This window comes from Shewanella sp. HL-SH5, assembly GCF_051163755.1.
Taxonomy (GTDB): domain Bacteria; phylum Pseudomonadota; class Gammaproteobacteria; order Enterobacterales; family Shewanellaceae; genus Shewanella; species Shewanella glacialimarina.
Genome location: NZ_CP195038.1, coordinates 1,937,880 through 1,964,087, shown reverse-complemented (window position 1 = coordinate 1,964,087; position 26,208 = coordinate 1,937,880). Strand labels below are relative to the sequence as shown.

Here is a 26,208-nt window from a genome sequence, read left to right as displayed (position 1 = left end):
ACCCAGTAAGATATTACTGGAATAATACGCGCCCTGAAACACACAGTTACTGGGCGCATTTTTATGTCTGAAGTAGAACAACTCGATCAAGTTAAACAAAATATCACCCGTATGACCAAGCTGGAAAAACGCTTACGTAGCGAAGTTGGTAGTGCAATTGCCGACTACAACATGATTGAAGATGGTGATTTAGTTATGTGCTGCTTATCTGGCGGTAAAGACAGTTATGCCATGCTTGATATCTTAATTAAGCTTCAGAAACGAGCGCCAATTTCATTCAATATTGTTGCCGTCAATCTTGACCAAAAACAGCCCGGTTACCCAGAACATGTTTTACCTGCCTATTTGGACAAGCTAGGCATTGCGTATCACATTCTAGAAAAAGACACCTACTCTATCGTTAAAGATAAAATACCTGAAGGTAAAACCACCTGCTCTTTATGTTCTCGACTACGTCGTGGTACTTTGTATGGCTTTGCCCAGCGTATTGGCGCGACTAAAATTGCCCTGGGACATCATAGGGACGACATCATAGAAACATTATTTTTAAATATGTTCTATGGTGGAAGAATGAAAGCAATGCCACCTAAGTTACTTTCTGATGACGGTGCTAACATGGTGATTAGACCTTTGGCGTACAGTCGTGAAAAAGATATCGCGGAATATGCAACTTTAAAAGAGTTTCCAATTATTCCGTGTAATCTATGTGGCTCACAGGAAAACTTAAAGCGCGGTGCGATAAAAGATATGCTTAACCTTTGGGATAAACAGTATCCAGGTAGAATTGAAACTATCTTTACCGCTATGCAAAATACTGCGCCGTCCCAAGGTGTTGATCGCGACCAATTTGATTTTTTAAGTTTACAACGCGATGCTGACGCCCCATTAAAAGGGGATGTTGCTGAGTCTGACTTACCCGCGTTTGATTTTCTAGATATTAGCAACAATGGGCATATCGATCTTGATGCTGCACAGCGCATTGATATTGTGACGACATTTAAACCATAAAAAAATAATCACTTAATAAAAAGCCCTGTGAGTTCAGGGCTTTTTGTTTTTCTGATCAATGTTGTGTGCAATGATAGTCAGCTATATTCCATTGAACTGGCAATTCAATTCGGCATCTATAAAAATAGTTAAGTCACTTTTCAAAATTAATTAACCCAGGGGCTCACTACGCTTGGCTTTTCTGAAAATGTTAAATGTATCAAGGATGCAATCTTTTCACTGCTTAAGGTAAAGTGTTCATTGATCTGCTGAGTTTCGCCATTCAACGTCATAATGATGGGTTTATCATTTGCAAACTCAAATGTTAAACCAGACAGTGGTTTTCTAAAGTACTTCATTGGAAAACCTTGTAAAGAATCAAGCAGACCATTCATGTCATTTAACACTAATTGCAATTGATTATTGCGATATTCGCTAAGAGCTTCACGTGCTCTAACCTGCATTGCTATACCGCACTGACTAGAGTCACCCTGCACTTCAATATTAATTAGGCCGCGATTTGACTTTAAATCTTCATTGAATGGAATATATATACGCTGCTCTTGAGTATACGTTAGCGGAAATGATTGCGACTCAGTAGTAATATTTCCTGAAATAATTTTACAATTATCTGATTTTGGAACACTAAATGCTAATTCAACATTCGGATAACTGCCTTTATTAACCCGCTTAAGTGGATTATAAAAACTATTATATTCTAACGAAACGGTGTCTGACATCACATTAAAGGCACTAAATGAACATAATGTGATCCCCAAAACAACTAACTTGCGCAACAACATATCAATAATCCTGTTTGGACAATAAACACCTATCAAATATGGTATAAAACACATGTTTATAGCGTGTCTTGTCGTAATGTATAATACAATCAATGAAAGCTTATTCTATCACACTCAATTGGTTAATTTCTCATGGAAAGAGACAAGTAATTATATGTTAAATCAACGTTTATCAAGCTATAACAAAGTCGTTGCTATCGGTGGCGGTCATGGATTGGGTCGCGTCCTTGCCTCGTTATCTTTTTTAGGTAATCGATTAACCGGCATTGTTGCCACAACAGATAATGGTGGTTCTACAGGACGTTTAAGACAAGACCAACAGACTATTGCATGGGGCGACTTACGAAATTGTCTGTCTCATTTAACCCCTCGCCCTTCATTAAGTGCCTGTCTTTTTGATCACCGTTTTACCGGCACCAATGAATTAAGTGGTCATAACTTAGGTAATGTTATTTTGCATGCCCTTGACCAACTTTGTGTTCGACCATTAGATGCGGTCAATTTAGTGCGTACCATACTTAAGATAAATACCTCTATTATTCCTATGTCCGAAGCCTCGACTCATTTAACGGCAATAATGGGTTGTGGTAAAAAGGTCATTGGAGAGCTAAATGTAGATGAAATGATAGAGGCACCTGTAGCATTAAGTTTAGAGCCGCAAGTTGAGGCTACCATTGAAGCATGCTTAGCCATTAAAGATGCTGATTTGATTATTCTCGGGCCTGGGAGCTTTTTGACCAGTATTCTGCCCCCCTTATTACTGCCAAAAGTTACGGAATATATTAGAGCATCGCAGGCTAAAGTCATCTTTATTGATAATTTAACGGATGAATATTCGGTAGCAAATCAATTTAGTATTGAAGAGAAAATTGGTTGGGTTAATCAAATTGTAGGCAAGGATATCATCAGTGATGTGATCCAACATTGTGATATAAAATCACCTGCTGTTACCACTAAAGTCTGTTCAGGCACTAAGGTTAACTTTCATCAGTTTAGTTTAGTCAGTTCACATCACAAAGGTTTACACGATAAACTAGCTTTAGGAGATGCTATTTGTAGTGTTAGTAGATTTAAAGGATTAAAAAGGACTGCTTAGTAGTCCCTTTCGTTTCATAACCCTATTGCGAAATTATTGAGTGTTATAAAACCTGTGCAATGGCTCGACATACTGAAGGCATGTTATCTTTGGTCAGTCCCGCAACACTGATACGACCCGAACCCACAATATAAATAGCAAATTCTTCACGTAGTCGATTGACTTGTTCTTTGCTTAAACCTGAAAAGCTAAACATACCATTTTGACGTGAAATAAAGCTAAAGTCCTGGGTCACCCCTTCAGCCTTTAAGCTCTCAACAAATAGTAGACGCATTTCTCCAATACGCAGTCTCATCGCAGTTAACTCACTTTCCCACTCTTGACGTAAGTCAGCATCGGTCAAAATAGTGCTAACGATCAAACCACCGTGTGCAGGAGGGTTTGAATAGTTTGCACGAATAGTTCTTTTAATTTGGCTAAAACTGCGAGCTGCAGTAGCTTGATCCTGCGCGACTAATGTCACAGCACCAATACGTTCATTATACAATCCAAAGTTCTTTGAAAATGAATTAGCCACTAGTAACTCTGGCACAACAGCAGCAACGGCACGTAAGCCTTGCGCATCTTCCTCAATACCAGTACCAAAACCTTGGTATGCAAAATCAAATAAAGGTAATAATTCTTGTTCAAGACAAAGCTGCGCTATAACTTTCCACTGTTCAATGTTTAAATCAATACCTGTAGGGTTGTGACAACAACCGTGTAATAACACGATGTCACCTTGTGCTGCTTCAGATAAGTCAGCAACCATAGCATCAAAATCCATGTCATGGGTTTCAGCTACATAATATTGATATTGCTTAACCGTCAAGCCGGCTGTTTCGAAAATATTTTGATGATTTGCCCAGGTAGGATTACTGACCCAAATGGTTTTAGATGTGGTGTTAGTTGATAAAAACTCAGCAGCAACACGTAATGCGCCTGTTCCACCCGGTGCTTGAGCGGTAACAACACGGTTATTAGTAACAAGTGAGCTGTTTTCACCAAACAATAATGTTTGCACTACTTTGTTGTAAGCCTCTACACCTTCTATTCCAAGGTAGTTTTTACTTTTCTCTACTTCTAAAAGCTTAGCTTCTGCTTTTTTTACCGATGTGAGTACTGGGGTTTGACCAGCCTCATCTTTATAAATACCAACACCTAAATTAACCTTATGGGCACGAGGGTCAGCTTTAAATGCATCGGTTAAACCTAAGATGGGATCAGCAGGAGCTTGGGATACTTGAGAGAAAATCATTACAACATTCCTAAAATAGTGACTTACATGATTGAGTACTGATTCGAGTACTGGGTGGTTTCGATATTTATACCACTGCTGTTCAGATCTGAGTAGTGAGATTTTTGAATGTTGAGATAAAAAACACACTTAAATGTGAATGCAGCAAAATAATGGTTAATTATTGCTAAATATGAAATCAATATGGCATATCAATATTATAGTTGAATCAAAGTCGCTTTTAAAAAACACCCTTGCTATAACAATAAACTTTGCAATGGGCATAAAAAAAGCCTCATCATTTGATGAGGCTTTCTCTAATTTGGCGGAGCGGACGGGACTCGAACCCGCGACCCCCGGCGTGACAGGCCGGTATTCTAACCAACTGAACTACCGCTCCAAATTCTTTTTAATCTAACGTTGAGAATAATAAAGTTGTCTGTTTATGCCGTCAATAGATATTTATAACATTTTAATTTGATTAGCTAAAAAATAACCAATTAGTTTTTATCATCTGGTATTGTCAAATCAATATCATCGAGATCTAAATCTAAACTATCATCTTTTTTCTTTTTGCCAGTTTCAAGCTCTTCTTGCTGTAATCTAATCTCTGCAGCAGCTAACGCTTTTGAAAGAGCTTGCTTTTTACGCCAGATAATAAAGCCTATGATCCCGAGAAAAAACAATACCCCGTTTATCACTGCAATTAAAAAAACAGCATCTTCTTTAGCCTTTTCTTCTTCTGCCCTTGCGATAACAGCCGCTTTCTCGGCTAACTCTTCCGCACTTGGCGGCGGTGGCGGTGGCTCAACCAGATTAAAAAACATTTCAGGGATATTGAGCAGTATTTCTCGCCCACGAATAGTAGTACTCGCCACAGTTCCTTTTACACGGTAACTACCAAACGCTGAAACTGAAGGCAGAGGTAACATATATTCAGGTGTTGGCACTCCCATTAATACCACGGGCACATGCAAACCTGCAGGACCAACAAGCTCAAATTGAATATGGGTTTGAGACAATAAGACTTCGGCTTCATTGACCAAAACCTCTAAATACCAGGTTCCCGTTAGTGGATCTTCTGGAGCAACCATTTTTACGTTTACAGGCTGCTTAGACAGTAAAAAAGGCATACTATATTCACGTTCAAATATGTTGTTTCTCGCTGTAACACTTAATACATAATGGCCTGACGGTTGTTCTAGGTTAGTACTGCCAGTAAAAATGCCATCATCAGGTCGTTCATCTAAGTCTTCACCATTGTCTTTATATGCTCCAACTATAATAGTACCAGTGGCAAAATTATCATCAGTGGGTAAATGTTGGCTAGTAAACTTTGATGTCCACTCAATCATAAACTCTAAACCTGGCATCCGCATGGTTAAATCATCAGCGGTTAATCGTGCAAGGACTTTTAATCGCTCACCTTGGTATAAAGGTTGCGGCAATGGTTCAACATCAATGTTAATTTTGGATACTTTTTCAATAGTTGAACCGGGTAAAACATCACCAAGCAATTGCCATGGACCTGGCGTTGGATTAGCTATTGAAATGATATCGCCAGTAATGCCATCTACCCATTTTACGGATTCAGGGTGTCTAGATGAGTACCATTTACTGCCATCTGGCTGCACGATAACCACGGGGGATGATCCATAATTACGTTGAACAATTAACGTAACCTGGTCAACTTTATGATCGATTCTGAACCTATTTTTCAGTTCCATCGCATAGGGTGCGGGCACATAATTACTCATTGTGGTTGAATTAGCGACAGCCGCATAGCTGCCTGTTGAAATAGACCAACAAAGGCTAGCAAGTATCGTTAACGTGTAAACACCCATTGATTTCATTAAGTGAATTATCCTCTCCAGAGGCATTTTCCTGATTTAGCAACTAAATCAAGTCTTTGTTCATGTAATATTATCTCATCGGCCGATGCGCGGATCACTTTAAGATTAAACGCATTTTGATCAATTCTTTTAATACCACCGGCCTCTTGTCCTGCTTTTTCACTGGATAAATTAAACTTGATCTGACCACCAGTCATAATCAAATAAACATCCGCTAAAATTTCAGCATCAAGTAATGCGCCATGATAGGTACGACGAGTATTATCAATACCATAACGGCGACAAAGCGCATCTAGATTGTTTTTCTGACCTGGGTGTAAACGCTTAGCTATCGCTAACGAGTCGAGGATTTGACAGATATCTTTGGTTTTAGGACCGACTGGATTAAGTTTAGAAAACTCATGATCCATAAAGCTGACATCAAAGTTTGCGTTATGCGCAACAATTTCAGCTCCATCAATAAAGTTAATAAAATCCTGCGCTATTTGATGAAATCTAGGCTCACCCGCAACACGTTCATCGGTTATGCCGTGAACTTGAATGGCTTCGGGATCGATAGCTTGCCCGGGGTTAATATACTGATGATATATACGTCCCGTTAAGCGACGGTTTATCACCTCAACACAGCCTATTTCTATGATCCTGTGACCAATGTAAATTGGGCCGCCAGCTTGATTCATGCCGGTTGTTTCTGTATCGAGAATAATTTGTCGTGGTGCTGAAGAAATGATATTCATTTATTTAGTCATCTTAAGGTTATGAGTATACTAGCGCCAAAATGTTACTTAAAAGCAAGTGTATCAATTCAATGACTGAACTAAAACAACTTCATATTTATACCGATGGCTCTTGCCTTGGCAATCCAGGTCCTGGCGGTTATGGTGTCGTGATGATCTATAAGCAAAAGCAAAAAGAATTGTCTGCCGGATTTGAACTTACCACCAATAATAGGATGGAATTATTAGCGCCAATTGTAGCCTTAGAGTCACTTTTTGATGCTTGTAACATTATTTTGATAAGTGATAGTCAATATATGCGTAAAGGGATCACTCAGTGGATCCATGGCTGGAAGAAAAAAATTGGAAAACCTCAGCTAACGAACCAGTTAAAAATGTCGATTTATGGAAGCGTCTTGACGCTGCCAGTCAAAAACACCAAATTGACTGGCGTTGGGTGAAAGGACATTCTGGCCAAATTGAAAACGAGCGATGTGATGACTTAGCCCGAAATGCTGCTATGGGTAAAAATCTACAAAAAGATATTCATTATCAAGCCAGTTAACATCAACCCGCTATTTAACTCTTAATCCAGAGCGCCCAGCAGAAGGCGCGGTGGACCAATTAGGGGCTTTAATCTTTTGTTTATCGCGTATAGGTGTATAGGGTGAGTCAAGTTTTCGCGCCACAATCAAATACATACCGCCAGTACTAGGCAACCAGTTTTGAAGTCGGTTATGCCAGCCGAATTTACTAGGGAATTGGGTCAACAAATGGTGATACACCAAACGATCATCGGTTAATACTTGATAACCCAATAAGCCTAACCAATCTTTCACTCTTGATGGCATATAGAAATGACCACTCCAGGGCAATTGAGATTGATACTTTGGCATTAATTTACCAAAAAAAGCAGGACTAATAGGATTAAAGCCTGCGATGATAACATATCCTCCCGAGACAATTACCCTGTCCACTTCCCTGAGAATTTGATATGGGTCTGACTCATATTCAAGTAAGGCCGTCATGAGTACCGCATCAATACAATTTTGTTGTATGGGTAAGTGTTTTGGGCTGGCATTAATCGAAGCTTTTGGGTCTTGGTACACACTAAAATGATAGTTTATTTGGCAATGCAGGCTGTTAATAGCAGAGCTTAAAGGACCTAACTTCAATAAATGATAGCCAAATAGCCTTGGCCACCAGGCTTTAAGGGCTAAATTGATTTCAGATTCAATGTAATCACCGCATGCAAAATCCTGCCAAATCATGGGTGTTGTTGCGTCATTAACATCTGATCCATCTAGCAAATTGAACTCCTAAAAAGCGCATATTATTGAACAAAGTCGCTGATATGTTTACTCTATCAAAACGAATGATGAAACTCGAGAATGATAATGTATCAAATCCACCGTATTGCCGCCTTTAATGATAATTATATTTGGTTAATTCAATATAACTCAAACCATGCATATGTTGTTGATCCTGGTTGTGGCCAAAGTGTGATTGATTATCTTACAGCAAACAACATTCAGTTGGCCGGCATACTCATTACTCATCACCACCATGATCATACTGGTGGTATCAGATTATTACAAAGCTATTATCAAGATAAATTAACCGTTTTCGGCCCCTATAATGAGTCAATTACAGGATTGACTCAGCCGATAGAATTGACAGAACATCAAACTGATATACTACACATTAAAGATTGGAATACAGATATAAAGGTCATTAGTGTTCCCGGACACACTCGAGGACATATCGCCTATATTATGGATGATAATTTATTTTGTGGTGACACATTATTTAGCGGCGGATGCGGCCGATTGTTTGAGGGAACTGCACAGCAGATGTCACTTTCGCTGTCTATCTTGTCTCAATTACCAGATGCGACAAAAGTGTTTTGTGCCCACGAATATACCTTATCAAATCTGACTTTTGCTACTGTTGTCATGCCTGATAATCAGGTTTTACAAGATTACGTCTGTGAAGTTAACGCATTGAGAAATGATAATAAACCCACGATTCCAAGCAGTATTGGTTTAGAAAAGCGAGTTAATCCATTTCTTCAATGCGATGACCTTGCCGTTAAAACAGCTGTTGAATCACATTTAAATGAAAAACTTAATGATGAAATTCAAGTGTTTAAAAACCTAAGGCTATGGAAAGATAACTTTTAATCCTATATAAACAGAGTTTAATAAGACATTAAATATATTTTCTTTTACAATGTTTAATTCGGCTTTTCTTGACTGAGAAAAACTATCTCAAAAAACTAGAATATAATTGTATCAAATCAAGGTGTTGTGCCTTTATTTCAGGATATTTATTTAATGAAAACAAAGTTAACATTGCTTGCAGCTAGTATTATATTAGTTATAGGCTGTCAATCAGTAAAGCATGATATAGATACCGATCCTGTTATCAAAACCGCTTTAGTAAAAGTTCCTACCAAAACAAGCCAGCAACCTACTTCAATAGAAGACATTGAAGATGATTTAGCCCAAGCCAATGATGTTTGGCAGCGTATTCGAGATGGCATGCAACTGCGCATTGCTGATAAAGAGTTAGTTGAGTATTACCGTCAAAAATTTATCGAAAATCCACAGCATTTAGAAGTGGTGACCCAACGGGCAGAACCTTTTCTGTTCTTCATTCTAGAAGAAATTGAAAAGCGAAATTTACCCACAGAACTCGCCCTGTTACCCATTATTGAAAGCGCATTCGACCCTTCTGCAACATCAAGCAGTGATGCATCAGGACTATGGCAATTAACATTACCTACCGCAGCAGCTTTTAAAGTAAAAACCAATTGGTGGTATGACGGTCGACGTGATATCCGGGCATCGACAATCGCAGCTTTAGACTTATTAGAATATCTATATGCCAAAATGGATAACAATTGGATTTATGCCCTTGCAGCCTATAATTCAGGCGAAGGACGAGTGCTAAACGCGATAAAGCGAAATAAAAATCAAGGGACTGAAACAAATTTTTGGATGTTAAAACTACCAAAAGAGACTGCACATTATGTCCCACAATTATTAGCACTTGCTGATATAGTAAAAAACTCATCTGAGTTAGGTATTCACTTGGCGGCAATTGAAAATAAGCCGCGTATTGAAATGGTGAATATTGAAAGCCAACTAGACTTAAACTTAGCGGCCGAAATGGCTAATATTTCAGTCGAAGATCTTAAGCTTCTCAATCCTGGGTTAACACGATGGGCCACAGCACCAGAAGGGCCACATTACCTAACGATCCCAATTGATAATGCCCAAAGCTTTAAGCGCTCACTTGCGTCTTTAGACCCAGACTCACGTATTAACTGGGTGCGCTATAAGATTAAACCCGGTGACAGTATCAGCGAAATTGCCGATCAATTTGAGACATCCCCCACCCTGATACGTAGCAGTAATGGTATTAAAGGTAATAATATTACCGCGGGAAGATTTTTGATTATACCGATAGCAACTAAAGATGCAGACATAGAAAGTTTACATGCTGATCAACAGCTTGCACGCAAACCTGTAGTTAAATCAAGTACTAAAGGTCAATCATATTTGGTAAAATCAGGTGATAACCTTTGGAATATAGCAAAAAAGAATAGTATTACAGTGGCCCAGATAACCAAGTGGAATAAACTTACTAAAGATCAATCCCTTAAAATAGGTCAAAACTTAATTTTTTATCCTAATGAAATAGCGCAAACAAACGGTTTATCTGAGAAAGTGGTCAATTATAGAGTTAAATCCGGCGATTCACTTGCCCGTATTGCAGCAACCTATAAAGTTACCGTTGCTGATTTAATTGAATGGAATAGCTTGCAGAAAAACAAATATTTACAGCCGGGTCAAATGTTAAAACTGCTAATAGCTAATAGCTAATATCTGGTTTAAATTATTGAGTTATAAAAAACGGGTTAACTTAGTTAACCCGTTTTTTATTTATACGCTATATCATTTACGATCTAACAATAACTCCACAGAAATAACATTTACGACTGGTGAGCTACTTTCTGATACTAGACCTTTAAACTTAGGCCGCAATGTAAAACCACCTTTGTTGACTTGTTCCAAAATATCGCTAGGTATATTAAATTTTGATTTCAATGATTTACCAGCACCAATACGGATGTGCTTTATTGCCTGGGTAAACATCATGTCATCTGACCATGCCCAAACTTTCTGATTTTTTGGGTCAAGCAGCCATAAATCAGCCTGCATCCCAGAGTTGAACTGTAAATCAACTCCCATACTGCCTCTGTTAGTTACAATTAGCTCAACCGCCATTGACTTGGCATCTTGATAATATGGACTTATCTCTAACTTGGCATGCAGCAATGATTCATTCATCGTTTGCATTTCATTCCCCGCGGTTAAGATGACTTTCTTGTTAATTTGTTTAGCATGGTTAGCCTGTACATCTGAATTAACGCCGCCAGTACACCCTATTAAGGCTAATAAGCTTATTGCGCCTAATACCTTACGCATTAGAATCCTCCTAATTTTTTGAGTAGACTGTCTTTCAATTTATCCTTTTCCTGATTTAATCTGCCTTTTAATAAGGCATCTGTGTCTAAAGCAAACTTAGGGTCTTGAAAACTACCATTTATACTTAACGGGATATCGATGCCTTTCAAGGTATCTTGCTCACTGCCTTGACCAGCAAGTGACCCTACTACTTTGGTGATCAGTTTATAATCAATATTTTGGCTAATAATATTAGCCGTACCTTTACCCTCTAATCTTATTAAAGGTGAGGACATTGATAAATCAGGATTGTTTAATACGCCTTCAAGTAAATTAAAGCTTCCGGTTAAACTGGTAAAATCAGTTTTAAGCTCCTGTGCATCTTGGGCAGATAAGTCTCCAGCTATCTTTTTCTGAGCACTGCGGATCATTTGCGGAATATTAACACCGTATAAAGACCCATCAGCAACCTCAAATTGACCATTGGCTAACAGTTGTTGTTTAAGCTTACTGGGGATAAGACTTGCCCCTTCACCCTTAGCAGAAAAGTTTGCTATACCTGATATCAAATCCACTTCAGCCAAATCAATTAATAGGGGCCGTATTTGTACCCCAGTAACTTGTTTATCAAATTGATATGTTGGCACACTTTTACGAGCATCAACTTTGGCAGAGACTGTGATATTACCCTGATACAGTTCTGCTGATAATTTTTTCAAATCAATAACGCCCTGCTTGATAACAGTATTCATTTGCCAGTTTTGAGTCAGTAAATTATTTACCTTGATCGTCTTGGCTTTTAAATTCAGGGTTAAATCAAGTTGTTTAAGTGCAGATAAGTCCGGCTCTTTGTCACTTTCCGTACTGACTGTTGCGACTTTTTCTTCGCTCGCATCTGTTGCAGATTTTGGCAGTAGGCTGTCTAAATCAATATCACCGAATTCAATATCGAGCTTGATAACAGGAATAGTGTTGGCATAATTGAGTGCGACTTTAGCATCAGCTTCAATGTTATCAAGGGTTAACTGGCTAATTGTGAGTGTCACGTCTTTACTATTAAGCGCGATAACAACATCGGTAAGCAAATCTGCTTGTAACGATTTGTTCGGTAACGATTCGCCTTTAAAATTATTTGTAATCGAAAACTGATTGATATAAATACTATCCAATTTATCTGAAACTTTAATTTGCCCTTTACCTGCTGAGCTTAATTTCATTTCAGCCAATTCAGCGTCAAACTCATATTCTATATCAGCAAATTGCCCAAGTGAAAATTGACCTAACGTAAATGAGCTTAATGTAAAATGCTGCTCAGTTTTGGTTTGTTGATTAATGATATTAACTTGCATATTGGTTATAGAGATCCCACCAATATTAAGACTTGATAAGGCCATCGCTTGACCGTTGGATGCTTCTTCTGGTATTTGAGTCGTTTGCTTGTCTTCACCTAAGCCATAGAAACTGGTTTTTCCTTTTTTATCGGTAACTAAATTAACGGTCAAACCATCTAGAGCTAACTGTTCAATTTCGATTTCCTGACTCAGTAGCGGTATTAAAGCAACATTGGCAACTGCTTGATTAATTTCTAGCATGTGCTGAGGTTGAAATGAGTCCGGATTACTAAACGATATCGCGCCAATATTGATGCCAATTGAGGGGAAAAAACTCCAACTTAAGTCCTGGTTTATCGTTAACGTACGGCCTGTCTGTTTTTTTACCGCATCAACAATTTGTGGTTTAAAATCATTAATATTAAAAAACAATGTTAAATACAGTACTGTACAAATGCCAACAGTGAGTATGAACACCACCAACCATTTAATTAATTTCATCATTATTCCTTAGTCTGTTATGAGTAAATTACTAATCTGATCGTGTATACACTATAAACTTAAAACTGATTGACTAATGGCGACGCCATTTAAATCAGCATAAAGCATCATACCATCAACAATTTCGATTGAATTAATTTCAAGGGTTACGCCTATCTCCCCCAAGTCACGCTTCTCTGTTTTAATGGGGTTAACGCCAATTGCTTTCACACCAATATTCATAGTATTTATTGTGGCCACATCTCTTATACAACCATAAATAACAATACCCTGCCAACCATTGTCTACAGCGTCTTGTGCAATCATATCACCCAATAAAGCCCGTCTAGTTGAACCGCCTCCATCAACAACCAGCACCTTCCCATGGCCTGGTTTAGCTAGAGTTGATTTCACCTTTGAATTATCTTCAAAGCACTTTACTGTTACGATTGTGCCTGAAAAGATGCTTTTTTGTCCAAAGGATAGCCAGGGTAAATTAATCAGTTGTAACTCTTGAGGGTATTGGTCAAACAGATCAGGAAGTAAATCGAGCATAATGCCTCCGTGCGACATAAATGAATAAATACGCAATAAGCCTACTTAAAAAACTATTGATGAACAAGTGGTTAAGCTTTACACAGTAAAAAATTAATATGCAGACAATAGGATTACCAGTGGTAAATAATGATATAAATATTAATAACTTTGATGTTCTATGCTGCTGAAAATCCTTAGATACAAGTAATCATTTATTCTGACAACTTTTTGAGTTATTCATACCCCTTATAAAATATCCCCATATCAAGATAAGTCATCGAGTTTAAAAATGTTAATCCTTATTACTATCAATACCAGGATTTTAATTGCCACTTTAACAATCTCATATGCTGACGATGTTTATTAATGGGTCAAAATGTCGCAGTTAAAACCAATCAACTGATCTAGATCTAAATAATAACATTTTTATTGTAATGTATTTACAATTCCCATTTTTACTTTGATTTAAATCAAGTTGCTCTGGTACAGAGAGCCATATAGTTATCGTGAGGATATGAAAACCCTGACAATAAGAAGGTTACTTTATGGATACTCATGCAGCTCTATATGAACAAGGCAAACAGCGTCTTGATTATTTACGTGCACTAGCACCTAGACAGCCTATTAGTTTAGAACAGAAGATGGCCGATAATGGCATCTCTCGCCGAGACTTTATAAAGTGGAGTGCGGCTATGGCGGCCATGCTGGCATTGCCACTTCCTTTCAGTACCTTAGTTGCAGAAGCAGCTGAATTAGCAGACAGAGTACCGTTAATTTGGTTACACATGGCGGAATGTACTGGTTGCTCTGAATCACTTATTCGCACCGACACCCCTAATTTAGATACCTTGATTTTTGACCATATTTCATTGGAATACCATGAAACCTTAATGGCAGCGTCAGGCTGGCAAGCGGAAGAGAATCTTGAAAATGCACTTAAAGAATACAAAGGACGCTACCTTTTAGCCGTTGAAGGCGCTATTCCTACCGCTAATAATGGCGCTTATTTGACTGTAGGTTGTAAAGGACACACCGGATTACACATAGTAAAAGAAGCTGCTGAAGGTGCTGCTGCTATCATCTCTGTGGGTACATGTGCAGCATTTGGTGGCGTGCAAGCCGCATACCCGAATCCAACTGGTGCAAAAGGCGTACATGAAGTTGTTGATAAAACAGTTATTAATCTTGGGGGCTGTCCGCCAAGTGAAAAAAATATCGTCGGCACATTAATGTACTTCATCATGTTTGGCAAACTCCCTGCTTTAGATATGTTTAATCGACCAAAGTGGGCTTATGGTGCCCGCGTACATGACAACTGTGAACGACGTGGGCGCTTTGATGCCGGTGAATTTGTTGAAACATTTGGCGATCAAGCAGCTAAAGATGGCTATTGCTTATATAAAGTAGGCTGTAAAGGTCCTTACACTTACAACAACTGTCCAACAGAAAGATTCAATCACCATACTAGTTGGCCAGTACTCGCAGGTCATGGTTGTATGGGCTGTTCTGAACCCAACTTCTGGGATGATATGGCTGATTTCGAAAAACCATTAGGGCGTCAACTTTTACACGGTATTGATGCTACGGCAGACACCATAGGCGCAGTCATACTAGGTGCAACGGTTATCGGGATCGGTGCCCATGCTGTTGCTAGTGTATTTGCTAAGCCATTGGAGGATTAATCATGAACAAACGCGTAGTTATCGACCCTATCACCCGCATTGAAGGTCACTTGCGAGTAGAAGTTGAAGTCGATGAAAACAATGTCATCACAAAGGCTTGGTCATCATCAACTTTATGGCGTGGTATAGAAGTTATCTTAAAAGGCCGCACGCCGATGGACGTCGGCTTAATCGTGCAGCGAATTTGTGGTGTGTGTACATATTCACATTATCGATGCGGTACCGAAGCGGTGGAAAATGCTTTAGGAATGACGATTCCTATCAATGCTAAATACCTTAGAAGTTTGATGCAATCTTCATTATATATGCACGATCATATCGTCCATTTTTATCACTTACATGGCTTAGACTGGGTTGATGTAGTATCTGCATTAGGTGCTGACCCCGCTAAAGCGGCGCAGGACTCACTAAAATATACAGACAAACCCATCGCGACAGGCGAAGGAGAATTAAGGGCTGTACAAGAAAGAGTAAAAGGCTTGGTTGATACTGGTAAGTTAGGCCCGTTCGCCAATGCCTATTGGGGCAATAGCACTTACCGTTTTAGCCCTGAACAAAACTTAATTGCCTTATCACACTATTTAAAAGCTCTAGAAGTACAACGAGTCGCTGCCGAAATGTTGGCTATTTTTGGTGGAAAATCCCCTCACCCACAATCATTGGTGGTTGGCGGGGTAACCTCTGTACGCGACATGTTGAGCCCGGCCCGTTTGCAAGAGTGGAAACAGAAACATGCCATTGTGCAAGATTTTATTGAACGCGCTTATCAAGCAGACATAGTGATGGCAGCTGATGCATTTGGTGCTGAACCTAGTGTGTTAGGTGGCGTAAATGTGAAAAGCTTTCTGTGTACTAATGACTTTTTAATGGGAGATGGTCAGTTTTTATTTGAGCAAGGCGTAATAATGCATGGCGACTTGGCAAACGTGACTGATATTAACCCCGATTTAATCAAAGAAGACGTTACTCACGCTTGGTATAAAGCTGATGGCGCGCAGCATCCCTATGACGGTACAACGGTGCCAGATTACACAGGTTTTGTCGAAAGAGACACAGTGTATGGCAAGTTACCAACTTTAGATGGTGACGGTAAATATTCCTGGGTTAAATCACCACGCTACCAAGATGAACCAATTGAAGTAGGCCCACTCGCTTGCTTATTAGTGAACTATGCCAAAGGTAACCAAATTGTTGTTGATGCCGTGAATGGTTTATTAACTGCAACAGGTTTGCCAATTGATGCGCTGTTTACCACCTTAGGTCGCACCGCAGCTCGAATGCTGCAAACAGTATTAGTGGGTCAAGCCAGTTTAAAAACCTTTGATGCGTTAGTGACTAATCTTAAAAGCGATGAAGCTACCTACATAACGCCACAAATTGACGTTGATAAAGAATACGTGGGTCATGCCATGAATGAGGCTCCTAGGGGAATGCTCAGCCATTGGATAAGAATTAAGAATGGCAAGGTAGAAAACTATCAAGCGGTTGTGCCAACCACCTGGAATGCGGGACCAGTTGATGCTAACGGAAAAATGGGACCTTATGAGGCCTCATTAATCGGCTTAACGCTTGAAGATCCTACTAAGCCATTAGAAGTTATTCGTATTATTCACTCATTTGACCCCTGTATGGCGTGTTCAGTGCATGTGATGGATTACAAAAAACAAACCTTAGGCCAATTTAAAATTGATCCTAATGGGTTTTAATCTTGAGTGAATTCAATATGGAGGGATGACTTATGCAACATCAAGCAACCCATACAAGGCACTACATTTTTACTCCAGCCATTCGAATATTTCATTGGCTAAGGGCATTATCGATACTGATATTGGTGATCAGCGGGTTTTATTTGGCATGGCCATTTCTAGTCGCGCCAGGCACATCTGATGTATTGGTTCAAGGTTGGATCCGTTTTGCACATATCATTTTTGGTTTTGCATTAACGGCAATTACCCTAGCACGCTTTTATTTGTTCTTTTTCAGTCGGCTTAATATTGAAAGACGCTCATTTAAAGACGTGTTAAGTGTATCGAGTTGGATGAGCCAATTAAAATCGTACTTATGGATGGGCAAACTGAATAAAGCAGGCGTTTATGGTCCACTACAGTTTATGACTTACGTCGCCATATCTTTTGTTGCTTTGCTTATCTGTATTACGGGCTTAGTCCTGTACGCCAATGTCTATCACCAAGGTTTGGGGGGCGCACTTTGGGAAATGTCGGCTTGGATCACAGCGCAAATGGGAGGATTAGCGTACGTTCGAGTCATACACCATTATTTAATGTGGGCATTTATTATATTCGTCGTTATCCATGTTTATATGGCGGTGTGGTCTGGCATACGCTTTAGACATAACTCTGTAGACTCCATTGTATCGGGCTATGATTATCACAAGGATCATTAAAACCCATGAAAAAAATACTCATATTGGGTATTGGCAATGTGTTGTACGCCGATGAAGGTATCGGCGTACATTTTGTCAATTACATCAAAGATAAATATCAATTTAATCACCTTTCCCATCAAATAGATTTAATTGATGGCGGTACCCTAGCACAAAGTTTAATCCCATTGATTTGTCAGTATGAACAACTCATTGTGGTCGACACTGTCAATAGTTCAGAAGCCAAAGCAGGCGATGTATTCTTTTTTGATTTCGATCATGCCCCTGCTGAAATTGACTGGCAAGGCAGCGCACATGAAGTAGAAATGTTACAAACATTAACCATGATGGATATGGTCGGCGATCGCCCTGCAACTCAAGTATTAGGTGTTATTCCAACGGTAATAGAACCGATGACATTAGGGTTAACACCTTCTTTGATCGCCGCTATTCCTGTGATGGAAAAAACCCTGCTTGGTTTTTTAGATGAGTTTGGAATTACCGCTGTTCAGCAACAATCCATTAAAATTGAAGATGTCATCCCCGATGCATATAAACGTGGAGTCAGCTATGAAGCACCTCATTCAGTTTGAGTTTGTTTGCCTTAAACCTGTGCCGCTTTACGCATATCTTTGCCAATATTTTACGTTACGCACTGAATTCGACATTAGCTTCGGTATCGTAAAGGATGATAAACAGCTAACACATTACATAATTGAAGCTTGTGCACTACAAACAGAATTAGAAAGCCTTGCCGATGAAATTGCAGCAAATTTTCTCCTATCGGTATGGTTAGTTGATACTCAGATTAAACGAATACACAACAAACAATTCCCCCCGTGGATGCACTTAAATCACTATCATCAGCGCCACTGTTTTTTTGCCAACATTGCCAACCTATTTTTGGCGATAATCAAAGCCAACAGTTTGGAGAGCTTAACCTGTTATGTGCTCACTGCCATGGTGAAACTAAACTCACAGCAGTTCAACAAGGCCTGACAGCAAATGATATCCGCGCTATGGTCGATACACTGCTAATTCAAGGTGAATTACCGCTCTTAAGCGAGAAATTAATTCTCTCAATAGATGAACCGTTAAAAAATTCAACTAGTGAGTCGCTGTCAGAGCACCTTACCTTAAGACCGCATATTTTGATTTGTAACCCAAATACCTTAAATGCTCAGTTTTTAGTAAATGACTATCAGGTATTGGCTTTATCCAGTATTGAAAAACCTATCTTGACACTGGTCAGTTGTGATAAACAAACCGAGTCAGAAAACTGCAGTCATGCGATTCGATATGATGTTCAATTTGCTTATAACCGACTACTGCAGGTCATTTGTGAACGATTAAGACAAAAAGGCATTAATTGGGTTTATATCTCCCCGACTGTCGATAAAAAACGCTTACAAGCTAAACATGCAGAAGTAAACAAGCCATTACGATTAGCGCGAGTTAATCATCAATGGATTGAAATACAACAGACAACAGAGGCTATCAGTATTGATATTTTACAGCCTTGCTTGCATGATCATGCAGTTTTTAATGACGGTAATAAACAATTCACCGCAACAGACCAGTCAAATAGCCAAGATCACCTTAAAACAATCTTTTTAAGCCACAGTATTTATAGCGAAGAAGACTTAGCCGCCAATGCTGAACAGATAACAACAAATTTATCAGAAAATGATCAACATTTAGGCTATCGATCTCTACTCGCTGGGCTGGCAAATAGGCCTGATAAACCTAAAAATGCCGCGGTATTGTATTTTAGCCAGCAGCATAGAAGTCAAATTTTCACTTTAGATGGCCAAAGTAAAGCTGAATGTTTTTTCGAATTTGCCGCGATACCTGAAAACGGTTATGAAATATGTCATCAAATTCTCTCCAGTAAACAAGCACCTTTACTCAACAAATTTAAACAACAATTCCCTCAAAGTTATTTGCGTTTACTTGACCTTAAGCTACCGCAGCAAAACGCTAACTTAAGTGGTTTATTGCCTATGGCGGCAATTATTATCGGATGTCCTATCAATGAAAACTCGCCGCACTCAGTTACACAACAATTACTCGATGGCATCATCAGCCTTGCCCAATGCTATCAAGGCAGTAACGCCCCAAGAATTGACTTCCAATTAGTTAAAGGAGAAGCCGTAAGAAGTCTTAATTGGTGTAAAACACTCGGTACTTTGATGAGTTTTAGAATTGCCGGTGAACAAGATAAAGCCAAACTTGCTTATGGATTTTTTGATTCTTTCGCTGATTATTTGAGTAATTGGTTAGCGCATTTGGATCAAAATATAGGTATCAATCAATTAGTGTTAGCGGGCAGCGAATTTAGCTATCCCCCTTTAGTGCGTCAAATACAGTTAAGGCTCGCTAATAATTTTACATTAGTGGTTGATTCTCAGATGGATTTAGACGGTGTCAATATTGCTGTCGGTGGCTTATTACTGCCCATACGCCGACGTGGTGGTGCTGTCTAATGGCCCCAAAAACTACCACTTTGATGTGCCAAAAACAGCTTAATGGCCAAAGGCATTGTCCAAGGTGTGGGTTTCAGGCCATTCGTGTATCGCCTTGCAGATGAGCTCAAACTTGCGGGAACGGTACTCAATGACAACCAAGGGGTTGAGATTGTCCTACAAGGTGAGTCGGCTAAAATAGACTTGTTTATTGCTAGGTTGCAATCCTCGCCACCGCCACTGGCAAGAATAGATGAGCTAGTCTTTGTTGAGGAACCTATCAGCACGACATTTGATCATTTTAATATTTTACAAAGTGAGACTAGCGATTCCCAGGCCATAGTGGCGGTGTCCGCAGATAAAAGCACTTGCGCGGATTGCTTAACTGAGATGCAAGATAAACACAATCGCCACTATCTTTATCCGTTTACCAACTGCACCAATTGCGGGCCGCGCTATACGATTATTAAACATCTACCCTACGACCGTCATTTCACGTCCATGGCTGACTTTGATATGTGTGAACAATGCGCTAAAGCCTACCATGACCCTTTTGATAGACGTTACCATGCACAACCCGTTAGCTGTAATCATTGTGGACCACAGCTAAGTTTATATGTCGATAATGTCCAAGTGAATTGCCAATCAACCGAGGTGATTACCCAAACGGTTGCCTTACTCAATCAAGGTAAAATAGTTGCATTAAAAGGATTAGGGGGATTTCATTTAGTTTGCGATGCTACCAATGACGCCGCGGTAATCACCCTTAGAAAACGTAAACATCGCCCCGCTAAACCCTTAGCGGTTATGGCTGCTAATCTTGAGCAAGCTAAACATTTGGCGGTAGGTACTGACGTTGAATGGCAAGTTGTAGACAGCGCTGAAAAACCCATCACTTTACTTGCAAAAATGACTCGTTCGTTACAAGCATTAGTCAATCCCGACTGGTTAGACCGACAACCGTCTAAAGATACCAGACCCGTTTTAGCAAAAAGTGTTGCACCCGGGATAGATCGCATCGGGATATTTTTACCCTACACACCTTTGCATCACCTATTACTCCAACAATTTAATAAGCCTATCGTGGCAACCAGTGCTAATCGCAGTGGCGAACCTATTATTTGCAGTCTGGACGGTATTATTAGCCAATTAGGTCATGTAGTCGATGCCATTGTTGACCATAACCGCCCTATCGCCAATGCGTGTGACGACAGCGTGGTACAGGTGATTAATGACCAATTACAAGTGATACGACTTGCCAGAGGTTATGCTCCACTCACCCTTGCCCATGGATTAGAACCCTCAAATTTTGAGCCTACACTCGCCGTTGGAGCGCAGCAAAAAAACACTATTGCATTGGCGTTTAATCGTAATATGATTTTATCGCCACATATTGGTGATTTATTCAGTCTTGAAGCAGAGCAGTATTTTGAAGATAACTTAACAACATTCAAACGACTTTATCACTTTAGTCCCAAGTGCATTATTAACGACAACCACCCCGAATATGCTCCCAGCCAATGGGCAAATCGCTTTATTGCCCAACATTGTGGTGTGACGCCATTATCGATCCAACATCATTATGCTCATATTCTTGCGGTAATGGCCGCTAACCAATATCGGCATAAAGTGATTGGTTTTAGTTTTGATGGTACAGGCTTAGGTGACAAAGGTATTCTTTGGGGCAGCGAGGTGATGCTGGCTGATGTGAACACATTTACGACACTCGCCCATTTTAGTGAGTTTAAGTTGATTGGCGGTGAACAAGCCATCAAGCAGCCAGTTCGCATATTGTTGGCATTGTTATTTGATTCATACACAGTAACCCAGATTAGCCAAATGCCAATTCCAGCGATTAAACGCTTGTCACTTATTGAACTTAATAATCTACATCGATTATGGCTTAACAACAGCCACTGTATACCCTGTAGAGCGGTGGGCAGATTATTTGATGCACTTGCTGTCGCACTTGGGCTTATTGAGTTAAATCAATTTGAAGGTCAAGCCGGTATGTTAATCGAGGCGCAGGCGGCTAAAACCGTGCCATTAACGGCTGCAACTGTTATTGAAACTCGAGATTCATCAGTGATAGGCAGTGCTAATGTAGATGCCGAACAAGTCAGTTTGTTATCCATAAAAGCTTTACCACAAGCGGATATTATTATTTGGCAAAGCCAAGAATGGTTTAAAGATATCATTGAGATAATTTGTCATACCAAAGACCCTGCAAAAGTATATATCCCCAAAATCTGCAATCAATTTATGAGGGCGATCGCCGATTCAATTAAACATATTGCGCAAGAGTATCCTCAATACCCCATGGTATTGAGTGGCGGTGTTTTTCAAAATAAACACTTATTGAGCCATTGTTTAACCGATGCAGAAACTGACAATCATCTTGTGTTGTCTCCTAAACTGGTGCCAATAAATGATGGCGGTATCGCATTAGGCCAACTTTGGTATGCATTACACTGTAATCAAAATAAAAGTGGGACAAAACAGGGTGAATAAAATGAGACCCGTGTCGCAAAACTGAATTAACGTTTTGTTAACAGTTAAACATTTTCCCAAAACTGATATTCATCAAAGTTTTCATATCCATTTTGGCGCAAAATTATTTTATCAACATCTCGTTAGGAAAGCATATGTGCCAGGATTGCGGTTGTTCTATTACCCATACTCATCACGATCATTCATTGAAAACTAATCCTCAATTGAATGATAAGAAAACCTTGTCTGTGATCCACAAAATTCTCGATAAAAACGATATTGAGGCGCAGCACAATCGAGATCACTTCAATCAACATCAAGTAACTGCATTTAATATCATGAGTAGCCCAGGCAGTGGCAAAACAGCATTGCTGGAGCATTTACATCATTACTCCCCATTACAATATGCCGTTATTGAAGGTGATTTAGAAACCTCTCGAGATGCTGACAGGTTAATCGCTCAGGGTATTGCGGCTTATCAAATTCAAACCGGATCGGCTTGTCATTTAGATGCGTTTATGGTGCATGGGGCCTTACATCATGTTGATCTTGAATCATTGAATATTTGTTTTGTTGAAAACGTCGGCAACCTTGTTTGTCCGGCTAGCTATGATGTGGGTACCCACAAAAATATTGTGTTGCTATCAGTGCCTGAAGGTGATGATAAAATTGAAAAATATCCAGTTATGTTCAGAAAAGCTGATTTAGTGGTGATCACCAAAACTGATTTGCTGCCCTACTTCGATTTTGATATTGAACAGGCAAAAACTGAACTTTATAAGCTTAATCCCCATGTTGAATTAATGCAGCTATCGATTAAAGAGCCTAACTCATTTACTCCTTTAGTTAACTGGTTAGCTGCCGAACACATGAAAAATGTAAGTCTACACTCGGTTACAAAACAAGGTTTAGACCAAAACCAGACCCTAGCGCCTAAGCTCACAACTAATACTGCGGAGGTCTAGCCATGTGCCTATCTGTGCCTTCACAAGTTGTTGAAATTCATGATGATGCAAGTGTCACAGTCGATACTATGGGGGTTAAACGGCGAGTCAGCAGCCATTTAATGTCTGAGCCTCTCTCAATAGGTGATTATGTGCTTATTCATATTGGTTTTGTGATGAATAAAATTGATCATCACGATGCGCAAGAAAGCTTGGCGTTATACCAAGAAATTGTCGCATCAATGAATGAGCACGGTGAATAATATGAAGCTTAAAGACTTGTACCAAGGCTTTCGAGATCCTGCGACGATTCATTCTTTAGCCGCAGAGATTAAACGACTCGCTAAACTCGTCGATGAACCCATTAATATCATGGAAGTGTGTGGCGGTCATACCCACACCATTATGAAATACGGTTTATTGCAACTTTTGCCCGATAACATCAAATTTATTCATGGCCCTGGCTGCCCTGTTTGCGTGATGCCTAAAGAGCGGATTGATCATGCCATTGCCTTAGCGAATGAGCCTAATGTGATATTAGTCAGTTTAGGCGATATGATTAGGGTGCCAGGCTCTACAGGTAGTCTGGCTAATCATCGCGCTAAGGGCTGTGATATTAGAGCCATCTATGATCCACTGGATACACTAAAAATTGCAGAAGATAACCCAGATAAAACGGTAGTCTTTTTTGCCATTGGTTTTGAAACCTCAACCCCAATGACAGCAGCGTTAATTGAACAGGCCGAGAAACAATCTGTCAACAATCTGCTATTTCACATCAACCATGTACTTGTCCCACCGGCTATTGATGCCGTCATGGCTGAAAAAAAATCTAAGGTTAATGCCTTCATTGGGCCCGCCCATGTCAGTGTCATATCAGGGGCGAAAATCTACCAAGCTGCGGTGGATCAATATCACACCCCCGTAGTGGTATCAGGATTTGAGCCGGTGGATGTAATGCAATCTATTTTGTCCATCGTCAAACAGAAAGTCGCTAAACAGCCAAAACTTGAAGTGCAATACACTCGCTCGGTTAGTTTTGACGGCAATATTCATGCACAGCAACTGGTTAATCGCTATTTTGAACCCAGAGATGAGTTTAGATGGCGTGGACTGGGGCCGATTGCTAAATCAGCGTTGCAATTAAAGCCTGAATATCAACGACGAGACGCTGAGCATCATTTTGCCTCAATTTTACCTAACGACCCCATTGACGATCATAAAGCCTGTCAGTGCGCAGATATATTAAGGGGACTTGCCGGCCCTAAAGAGTGCAAAGTATTCGGTCGCGGTTGTACCCCTGAAACACCACTTGGCAGTTGTATGGTGAGCTCCGAAGGTGCGTGTAATGCTTACTATCGTTATGGAGACATTCTGAATGGGTAATATTGCTAACCAAACGATACAACTCAGCCATGGTGGAGGCGGAAAAGAAATGGATCAGTTGATCAAATCCATTTTCTTTAGTGCATTTGCTAACCCTATCCTGTGCGCCGAAGAGGATGCCGCCAAACTTAACCTTTGTGGGCCAGTGGCGTTCACCACAGATTCTTTTACCGTATCGCCGCTTTTTTTTGCTGGTGGCAATATTGGTAAACTTGCCATAGCAGGTACGGTAAATGACTTAGCCATGATGGCGGCGCAACCTGAATATCTCAGTTGCAGTTTTATCATCGAAGAAGGTTTTTTAATTACTGATTTGAAAAAAATTGTCCAAAGCATGGCCGATGAACTGCATCAGTCCGGTGCAAGAATTGTTTGCGGTGACACTAAAGTGGTGCCTAAAGGATGTGCTGATGGCCTATTTATCAATACCACCGGCATTGGCAGAATGTTAATAACTGATATTTCGGCTAAAAATGTACAACCAGGAGATGCCATTATTGTCTCACGAGATATTGGCAGGCACGGCGCAGCTATTTTAATGGCCCGTGAAGCGCTTGAACTTGAGTCTGACTTAACCAGTGATTGCGCCACTCTGTGGCCAGTGGTTGAACAATTAATTGCAGCAAATGTCACTCTTCATGCCATGCGGGATGCTACCCGTGGCGGTATTGCCGCGGTATTAAATGAATGGGCTAAAGCTTCTAATGTCGGAATTGATTTAATAGAAAAGGACATCCCTGTTGCAGATGAAGTGAAAGGACTGTGTGAGTTATTTGGTTTTGAACCCTATGACTTAGCTAATGAAGGCACCTTTGTGATTGCCCTACCACAAGATGTTGCTTTAGGTGCGGTAGAAATATTGCAACGTTACGGGCACTGTGAGCAGGCTTGTATTATTGGCCATGTGGTAGAAGCGCACCCAACCAGAGTTGTATTAACAACACCTTGGGGTAGCCATCGTTATTTAGATTTGCCCCATGGGGAACTTCTGCCAAGGATTTGCTGATGCACGAATATTCGATTGTGATGGCATTGATTGAACAATGTGAAGCATTGGCAAAACAGCACAAAGCCAACTCAATTGTGCGAGTTGACATTAAAGTTGGCATATTAAGTGGCGTGGAACCTTGCTTATTAGAACAAGCTTTTATGACCTTTAAACTGGATAGCCTGTGCGCAAATGCGCTATTGAACATGCAGATCCAACCACTGATCATACAGTGCCATCAGTGCGAAAAACAGTCAGAACAATCGCAGCGAACGGTTTTATGTCCACATTGTGGCTCAGCAGATACGCAAATTATTGATGGTGAAGACATGATGTTGATGCAGTTAGAGATGGATACTTAAACACTGATTTTCTG

At 40.0% G+C, this 26,208-nt stretch carries 23 protein-coding genes, 1 tRNA gene and 1 pseudogene; 16 read left to right on the top strand and 9 right to left on the bottom strand.

Going from position 1 to position 26,208, the window contains the following annotated elements; translation table 11 throughout:
- The first annotated feature begins 63 nt into the window (after positions 1-63).
- Positions 64-1,008 (top strand): tRNA 2-thiocytidine(32) synthetase TtcA, encoded by a 945-nt coding sequence (gene ttcA / locus ACRWQM_RS08565; RefSeq protein ID WP_434926157.1) that lies wholly within the window; start codon positions 64-66, stop codon positions 1,006-1,008.
- Positions 1,009-1,154: 146 nt separating this feature from the next.
- Here the strand turns inward: ttcA and ACRWQM_RS08560 are convergent, their stop codons facing one another.
- Positions 1,155-1,790 (bottom strand): DUF2987 domain-containing protein, encoded by a 636-nt coding sequence (locus tag ACRWQM_RS08560; RefSeq protein ID WP_434926158.1) that lies wholly within the window; start codon positions 1,788-1,790, stop codon positions 1,155-1,157.
- 154 nt (positions 1,791-1,944) lie between these two features.
- Here ACRWQM_RS08560 and yvcK point away from each other — a divergent pair, with 154 nt between their 5' ends.
- Entirely contained in the window at positions 1,945-2,886 is a 942-nt protein-coding gene (gene yvcK / locus ACRWQM_RS08555) for a uridine diphosphate-N-acetylglucosamine-binding protein YvcK (RefSeq protein WP_434931866.1), read from the top strand.
- Between the two features lie 43 nt (positions 2,887-2,929).
- Here the strand turns inward: yvcK and ACRWQM_RS08550 are convergent, their stop codons facing one another.
- The 4 genes from ACRWQM_RS08550 to dnaQ form a co-directional block, all read right to left on the bottom strand.
- The gene (locus ACRWQM_RS08550; RefSeq protein ID WP_434931865.1) at positions 2,930-4,123 is read right to left on the bottom strand and encodes an amino acid aminotransferase; all 1,194 of its coding nucleotides are present in this window, start codon (positions 4,121-4,123) and stop codon (positions 2,930-2,932) included.
- Positions 4,124-4,425: 302 nt separating this feature from the next.
- Positions 4,426-4,502, bottom strand: a tRNA-Asp gene (locus tag ACRWQM_RS08545).
- Between the two features lie 100 nt (positions 4,503-4,602).
- Positions 4,603-5,982 carry a TIGR03503 family protein gene (locus tag ACRWQM_RS08540; protein WP_434931864.1) on the bottom strand — a complete coding sequence of 460 codons (1,380 nt, stop codon included), beginning with the start codon at positions 5,980-5,982 and terminating at the stop codon, positions 4,603-4,605.
- Positions 5,964-6,692, bottom strand: a complete 729-nt coding sequence (dnaQ, locus tag ACRWQM_RS08535) for a DNA polymerase III subunit epsilon (RefSeq protein WP_434931863.1) — start codon at positions 6,690-6,692, stop codon at positions 5,964-5,966. The genes ACRWQM_RS08540 and dnaQ overlap by 19 nt, the downstream gene beginning before the upstream one ends.
- Positions 6,693-6,733: 41 nt before the next feature.
- Here dnaQ and rnhA point away from each other — a divergent pair.
- Positions 6,734-7,236 (top strand): annotated as a pseudogene (rnhA, locus tag ACRWQM_RS08530) (ribonuclease HI).
- Positions 7,237-7,246: 10 nt separating this feature from the next.
- Here rnhA and ACRWQM_RS08525 read toward each other — a convergent pair.
- The gene (locus ACRWQM_RS08525; RefSeq protein WP_434932010.1) at positions 7,247-7,942 is read right to left on the bottom strand and encodes a class I SAM-dependent methyltransferase; all 696 of its coding nucleotides are present in this window, start codon (positions 7,940-7,942) and stop codon (positions 7,247-7,249) included.
- A 126-nt stretch (positions 7,943-8,068) separates the two neighbouring features.
- Here ACRWQM_RS08525 and gloB point away from each other — a divergent pair, with 126 nt between their 5' ends.
- Together gloB and ACRWQM_RS08515 are read left to right on the top strand one after the other, a co-directional pair.
- Entirely contained in the window at positions 8,069-8,854 is a 786-nt protein-coding gene (gloB, locus tag ACRWQM_RS08520) for a hydroxyacylglutathione hydrolase (RefSeq protein ID WP_434932009.1), read from the top strand.
- 153 nt (positions 8,855-9,007) lie between these two features.
- Positions 9,008-10,561, top strand: coding sequence for a LysM peptidoglycan-binding domain-containing protein (locus ACRWQM_RS08515; RefSeq protein ID WP_434931862.1), 1,554 nt, complete (start codon positions 9,008-9,010; stop codon positions 10,559-10,561).
- Between the two features lie 72 nt (positions 10,562-10,633).
- Here ACRWQM_RS08515 and ACRWQM_RS08510 read toward each other — a convergent pair whose 3' ends face one another.
- From ACRWQM_RS08510 to ACRWQM_RS08500, 3 genes are read right to left on the bottom strand one after another with little or no spacing between them, the layout of a single operon-like run.
- The gene (locus ACRWQM_RS08510) at positions 10,634-11,167 is read right to left on the bottom strand and encodes a BsuPI-related putative proteinase inhibitor (RefSeq protein ID WP_434931861.1); all 534 of its coding nucleotides are present in this window, start codon (positions 11,165-11,167) and stop codon (positions 10,634-10,636) included.
- Complete coding sequence (locus ACRWQM_RS08505; RefSeq protein ID WP_434931860.1) at positions 11,167-12,978, bottom strand: AsmA family protein; 1,812 nt, start codon at positions 12,976-12,978, stop codon at positions 11,167-11,169. Before ACRWQM_RS08505 ends, ACRWQM_RS08510 begins: the two co-directional genes overlap by 1 nt.
- 51 nt (positions 12,979-13,029) lie before the next feature.
- Positions 13,030-13,512 carry a putative 4-hydroxy-4-methyl-2-oxoglutarate aldolase gene (locus ACRWQM_RS08500; protein ID WP_434931859.1) on the bottom strand — a complete coding sequence of 161 codons (483 nt, stop codon included), beginning with the start codon at positions 13,510-13,512 and terminating at the stop codon, positions 13,030-13,032.
- 527 nt (positions 13,513-14,039) lie between these two features.
- On the opposite strand from ACRWQM_RS08500, the gene hyaA reads away from it, so the two are divergent.
- The 11 genes from hyaA to ACRWQM_RS08445 all read left to right on the top strand — a co-directional run bounded on the left by hyaA (position 14,040) and on the right by ACRWQM_RS08445 (position 26,194).
- Entirely contained in the window at positions 14,040-15,176 is a 1,137-nt protein-coding gene (hyaA, locus tag ACRWQM_RS08495) for a nickel-dependent hydrogenase small subunit (RefSeq protein WP_434931858.1), read from the top strand.
- A gap of 2 nt (positions 15,177-15,178) precedes the next feature.
- Positions 15,179-16,882: a nickel-dependent hydrogenase large subunit gene (hyaB, locus tag ACRWQM_RS08490; protein ID WP_434931857.1), complete on the top strand. Its 1,704-nt coding sequence runs from the start codon at positions 15,179-15,181 to the stop codon at positions 16,880-16,882.
- Positions 16,883-16,914: 32 nt separating this feature from the next.
- Positions 16,915-17,580, top strand: a complete 666-nt coding sequence (gene cybH / locus ACRWQM_RS08485; RefSeq protein ID WP_434931856.1) for a Ni/Fe-hydrogenase, b-type cytochrome subunit — start codon at positions 16,915-16,917, stop codon at positions 17,578-17,580.
- 5 nt (positions 17,581-17,585) lie between these two features.
- On the top strand, positions 17,586-18,152 hold the full coding sequence (locus tag ACRWQM_RS08480; RefSeq protein ID WP_434931855.1) for a HyaD/HybD family hydrogenase maturation endopeptidase: 567 nt from the start codon (positions 17,586-17,588) through the stop codon (positions 18,150-18,152).
- 246 nt (positions 18,153-18,398) lie between these two features.
- Positions 18,399-20,045: a NiFe hydrogenase gene (locus tag ACRWQM_RS08475; RefSeq protein ID WP_434931854.1), complete on the top strand. Its 1,647-nt coding sequence runs from the start codon at positions 18,399-18,401 to the stop codon at positions 20,043-20,045.
- Between the two features lie 42 nt (positions 20,046-20,087).
- Positions 20,088-22,535 carry a carbamoyltransferase HypF gene (gene hypF / locus ACRWQM_RS08470; RefSeq protein ID WP_434931853.1) on the top strand — a complete coding sequence of 816 codons (2,448 nt, stop codon included), beginning with the start codon at positions 20,088-20,090 and terminating at the stop codon, positions 22,533-22,535.
- A gap of 134 nt (positions 22,536-22,669) precedes the next feature.
- Entirely contained in the window at positions 22,670-23,479 is an 810-nt protein-coding gene (gene hypB / locus ACRWQM_RS08465) for a hydrogenase nickel incorporation protein HypB (protein WP_434931852.1), read from the top strand.
- A 2-nt stretch (positions 23,480-23,481) separates the two neighbouring features.
- Positions 23,482-23,721, top strand: a complete 240-nt coding sequence (locus ACRWQM_RS08460) for a HypC/HybG/HupF family hydrogenase formation chaperone (protein WP_434931851.1) — start codon at positions 23,482-23,484, stop codon at positions 23,719-23,721.
- 1 nt (position 23,722) lies between these two features.
- Positions 23,723-24,844, top strand: a complete 1,122-nt coding sequence (hypD, locus tag ACRWQM_RS08455) for a hydrogenase formation protein HypD (protein ID WP_434931850.1) — start codon at positions 23,723-23,725, stop codon at positions 24,842-24,844.
- Complete coding sequence (gene hypE / locus ACRWQM_RS08450) at positions 24,837-25,850, top strand: hydrogenase expression/formation protein HypE (RefSeq protein WP_434931849.1); 1,014 nt, start codon at positions 24,837-24,839, stop codon at positions 25,848-25,850. Before hypD ends, hypE begins: the two co-directional genes overlap by 8 nt.
- Positions 25,850-26,194 carry a hydrogenase maturation nickel metallochaperone HypA gene (locus ACRWQM_RS08445; RefSeq protein WP_226415730.1) on the top strand — a complete coding sequence of 115 codons (345 nt, stop codon included), beginning with the start codon at positions 25,850-25,852 and terminating at the stop codon, positions 26,192-26,194. The genes hypE and ACRWQM_RS08445 overlap by 1 nt, the downstream gene beginning before the upstream one ends.
- Positions 26,195-26,208 lie beyond the last annotated feature (14 nt).

Bases quoted from the DNA above. Each gene is read 5' to 3' on its own strand.
- cybH (WP_434931856.1), top strand. From the start codon at position 16,915: ATGCAACATCAAGCAACCCATACAAGGCACTACATTTTTACTCCAGCC.
- ACRWQM_RS08445 (WP_226415730.1), top strand. From the start codon at position 25,850: ATGCACGAATATTCGATTGTGATGGCATTGATTGAACAATGTGAAGCA.
- dnaQ (WP_434931863.1), bottom strand. From the start codon at position 6,692: ATGAATATCATTTCTTCAGCACCACGACAAATTATTCTCGATACAGAA.
- ACRWQM_RS08480 (WP_434931855.1), top strand. From the start codon at position 17,586: ATGAAAAAAATACTCATATTGGGTATTGGCAATGTGTTGTACGCCGAT.
- hypE (WP_434931849.1), top strand. From the start codon at position 24,837: ATGGGTAATATTGCTAACCAAACGATACAACTCAGCCATGGTGGAGGC.
- ACRWQM_RS08560 (WP_434926158.1), bottom strand. From the start codon at position 1,790: ATGTTGTTGCGCAAGTTAGTTGTTTTGGGGATCACATTATGTTCATTT.
- hypF (WP_434931853.1), top strand. From the start codon at position 20,088: ATGGCCAAAGGCATTGTCCAAGGTGTGGGTTTCAGGCCATTCGTGTAT.
- ACRWQM_RS08540 (WP_434931864.1), bottom strand. From the start codon at position 5,982: ATGCCTCTGGAGAGGATAATTCACTTAATGAAATCAATGGGTGTTTAC.
- hypD (WP_434931850.1), top strand. From the start codon at position 23,723: ATGAAGCTTAAAGACTTGTACCAAGGCTTTCGAGATCCTGCGACGATT.
- ttcA (WP_434926157.1), top strand. From the start codon at position 64: ATGTCTGAAGTAGAACAACTCGATCAAGTTAAACAAAATATCACCCGT.
- ACRWQM_RS08505 (WP_434931860.1), bottom strand. From the start codon at position 12,978: ATGAAATTAATTAAATGGTTGGTGGTGTTCATACTCACTGTTGGCATT.
- hyaA (WP_434931858.1), top strand. From the start codon at position 14,040: ATGGATACTCATGCAGCTCTATATGAACAAGGCAAACAGCGTCTTGAT.
- ACRWQM_RS08515 (WP_434931862.1), top strand. From the start codon at position 9,008: ATGAAAACAAAGTTAACATTGCTTGCAGCTAGTATTATATTAGTTATA.
- yvcK (WP_434931866.1), top strand. From the start codon at position 1,945: ATGTTAAATCAACGTTTATCAAGCTATAACAAAGTCGTTGCTATCGGT.
- hypB (WP_434931852.1), top strand. From the start codon at position 22,670: ATGTGCCAGGATTGCGGTTGTTCTATTACCCATACTCATCACGATCAT.
- hyaB (WP_434931857.1), top strand. From the start codon at position 15,179: ATGAACAAACGCGTAGTTATCGACCCTATCACCCGCATTGAAGGTCAC.
- ACRWQM_RS08510 (WP_434931861.1), bottom strand. From the start codon at position 11,167: ATGCGTAAGGTATTAGGCGCAATAAGCTTATTAGCCTTAATAGGGTGT.
- ACRWQM_RS08460 (WP_434931851.1), top strand. From the start codon at position 23,482: ATGTGCCTATCTGTGCCTTCACAAGTTGTTGAAATTCATGATGATGCA.
- ACRWQM_RS08550 (WP_434931865.1), bottom strand. From the start codon at position 4,123: ATGATTTTCTCTCAAGTATCCCAAGCTCCTGCTGATCCCATCTTAGGT.
- ACRWQM_RS08525 (WP_434932010.1), bottom strand. From the start codon at position 7,942: ATGATTTGGCAGGATTTTGCATGCGGTGATTACATTGAATCTGAAATC.
- ACRWQM_RS08500 (WP_434931859.1), bottom strand. From the start codon at position 13,512: ATGCTCGATTTACTTCCTGATCTGTTTGACCAATACCCTCAAGAGTTA.
- gloB (WP_434932009.1), top strand. From the start codon at position 8,069: ATGTATCAAATCCACCGTATTGCCGCCTTTAATGATAATTATATTTGG.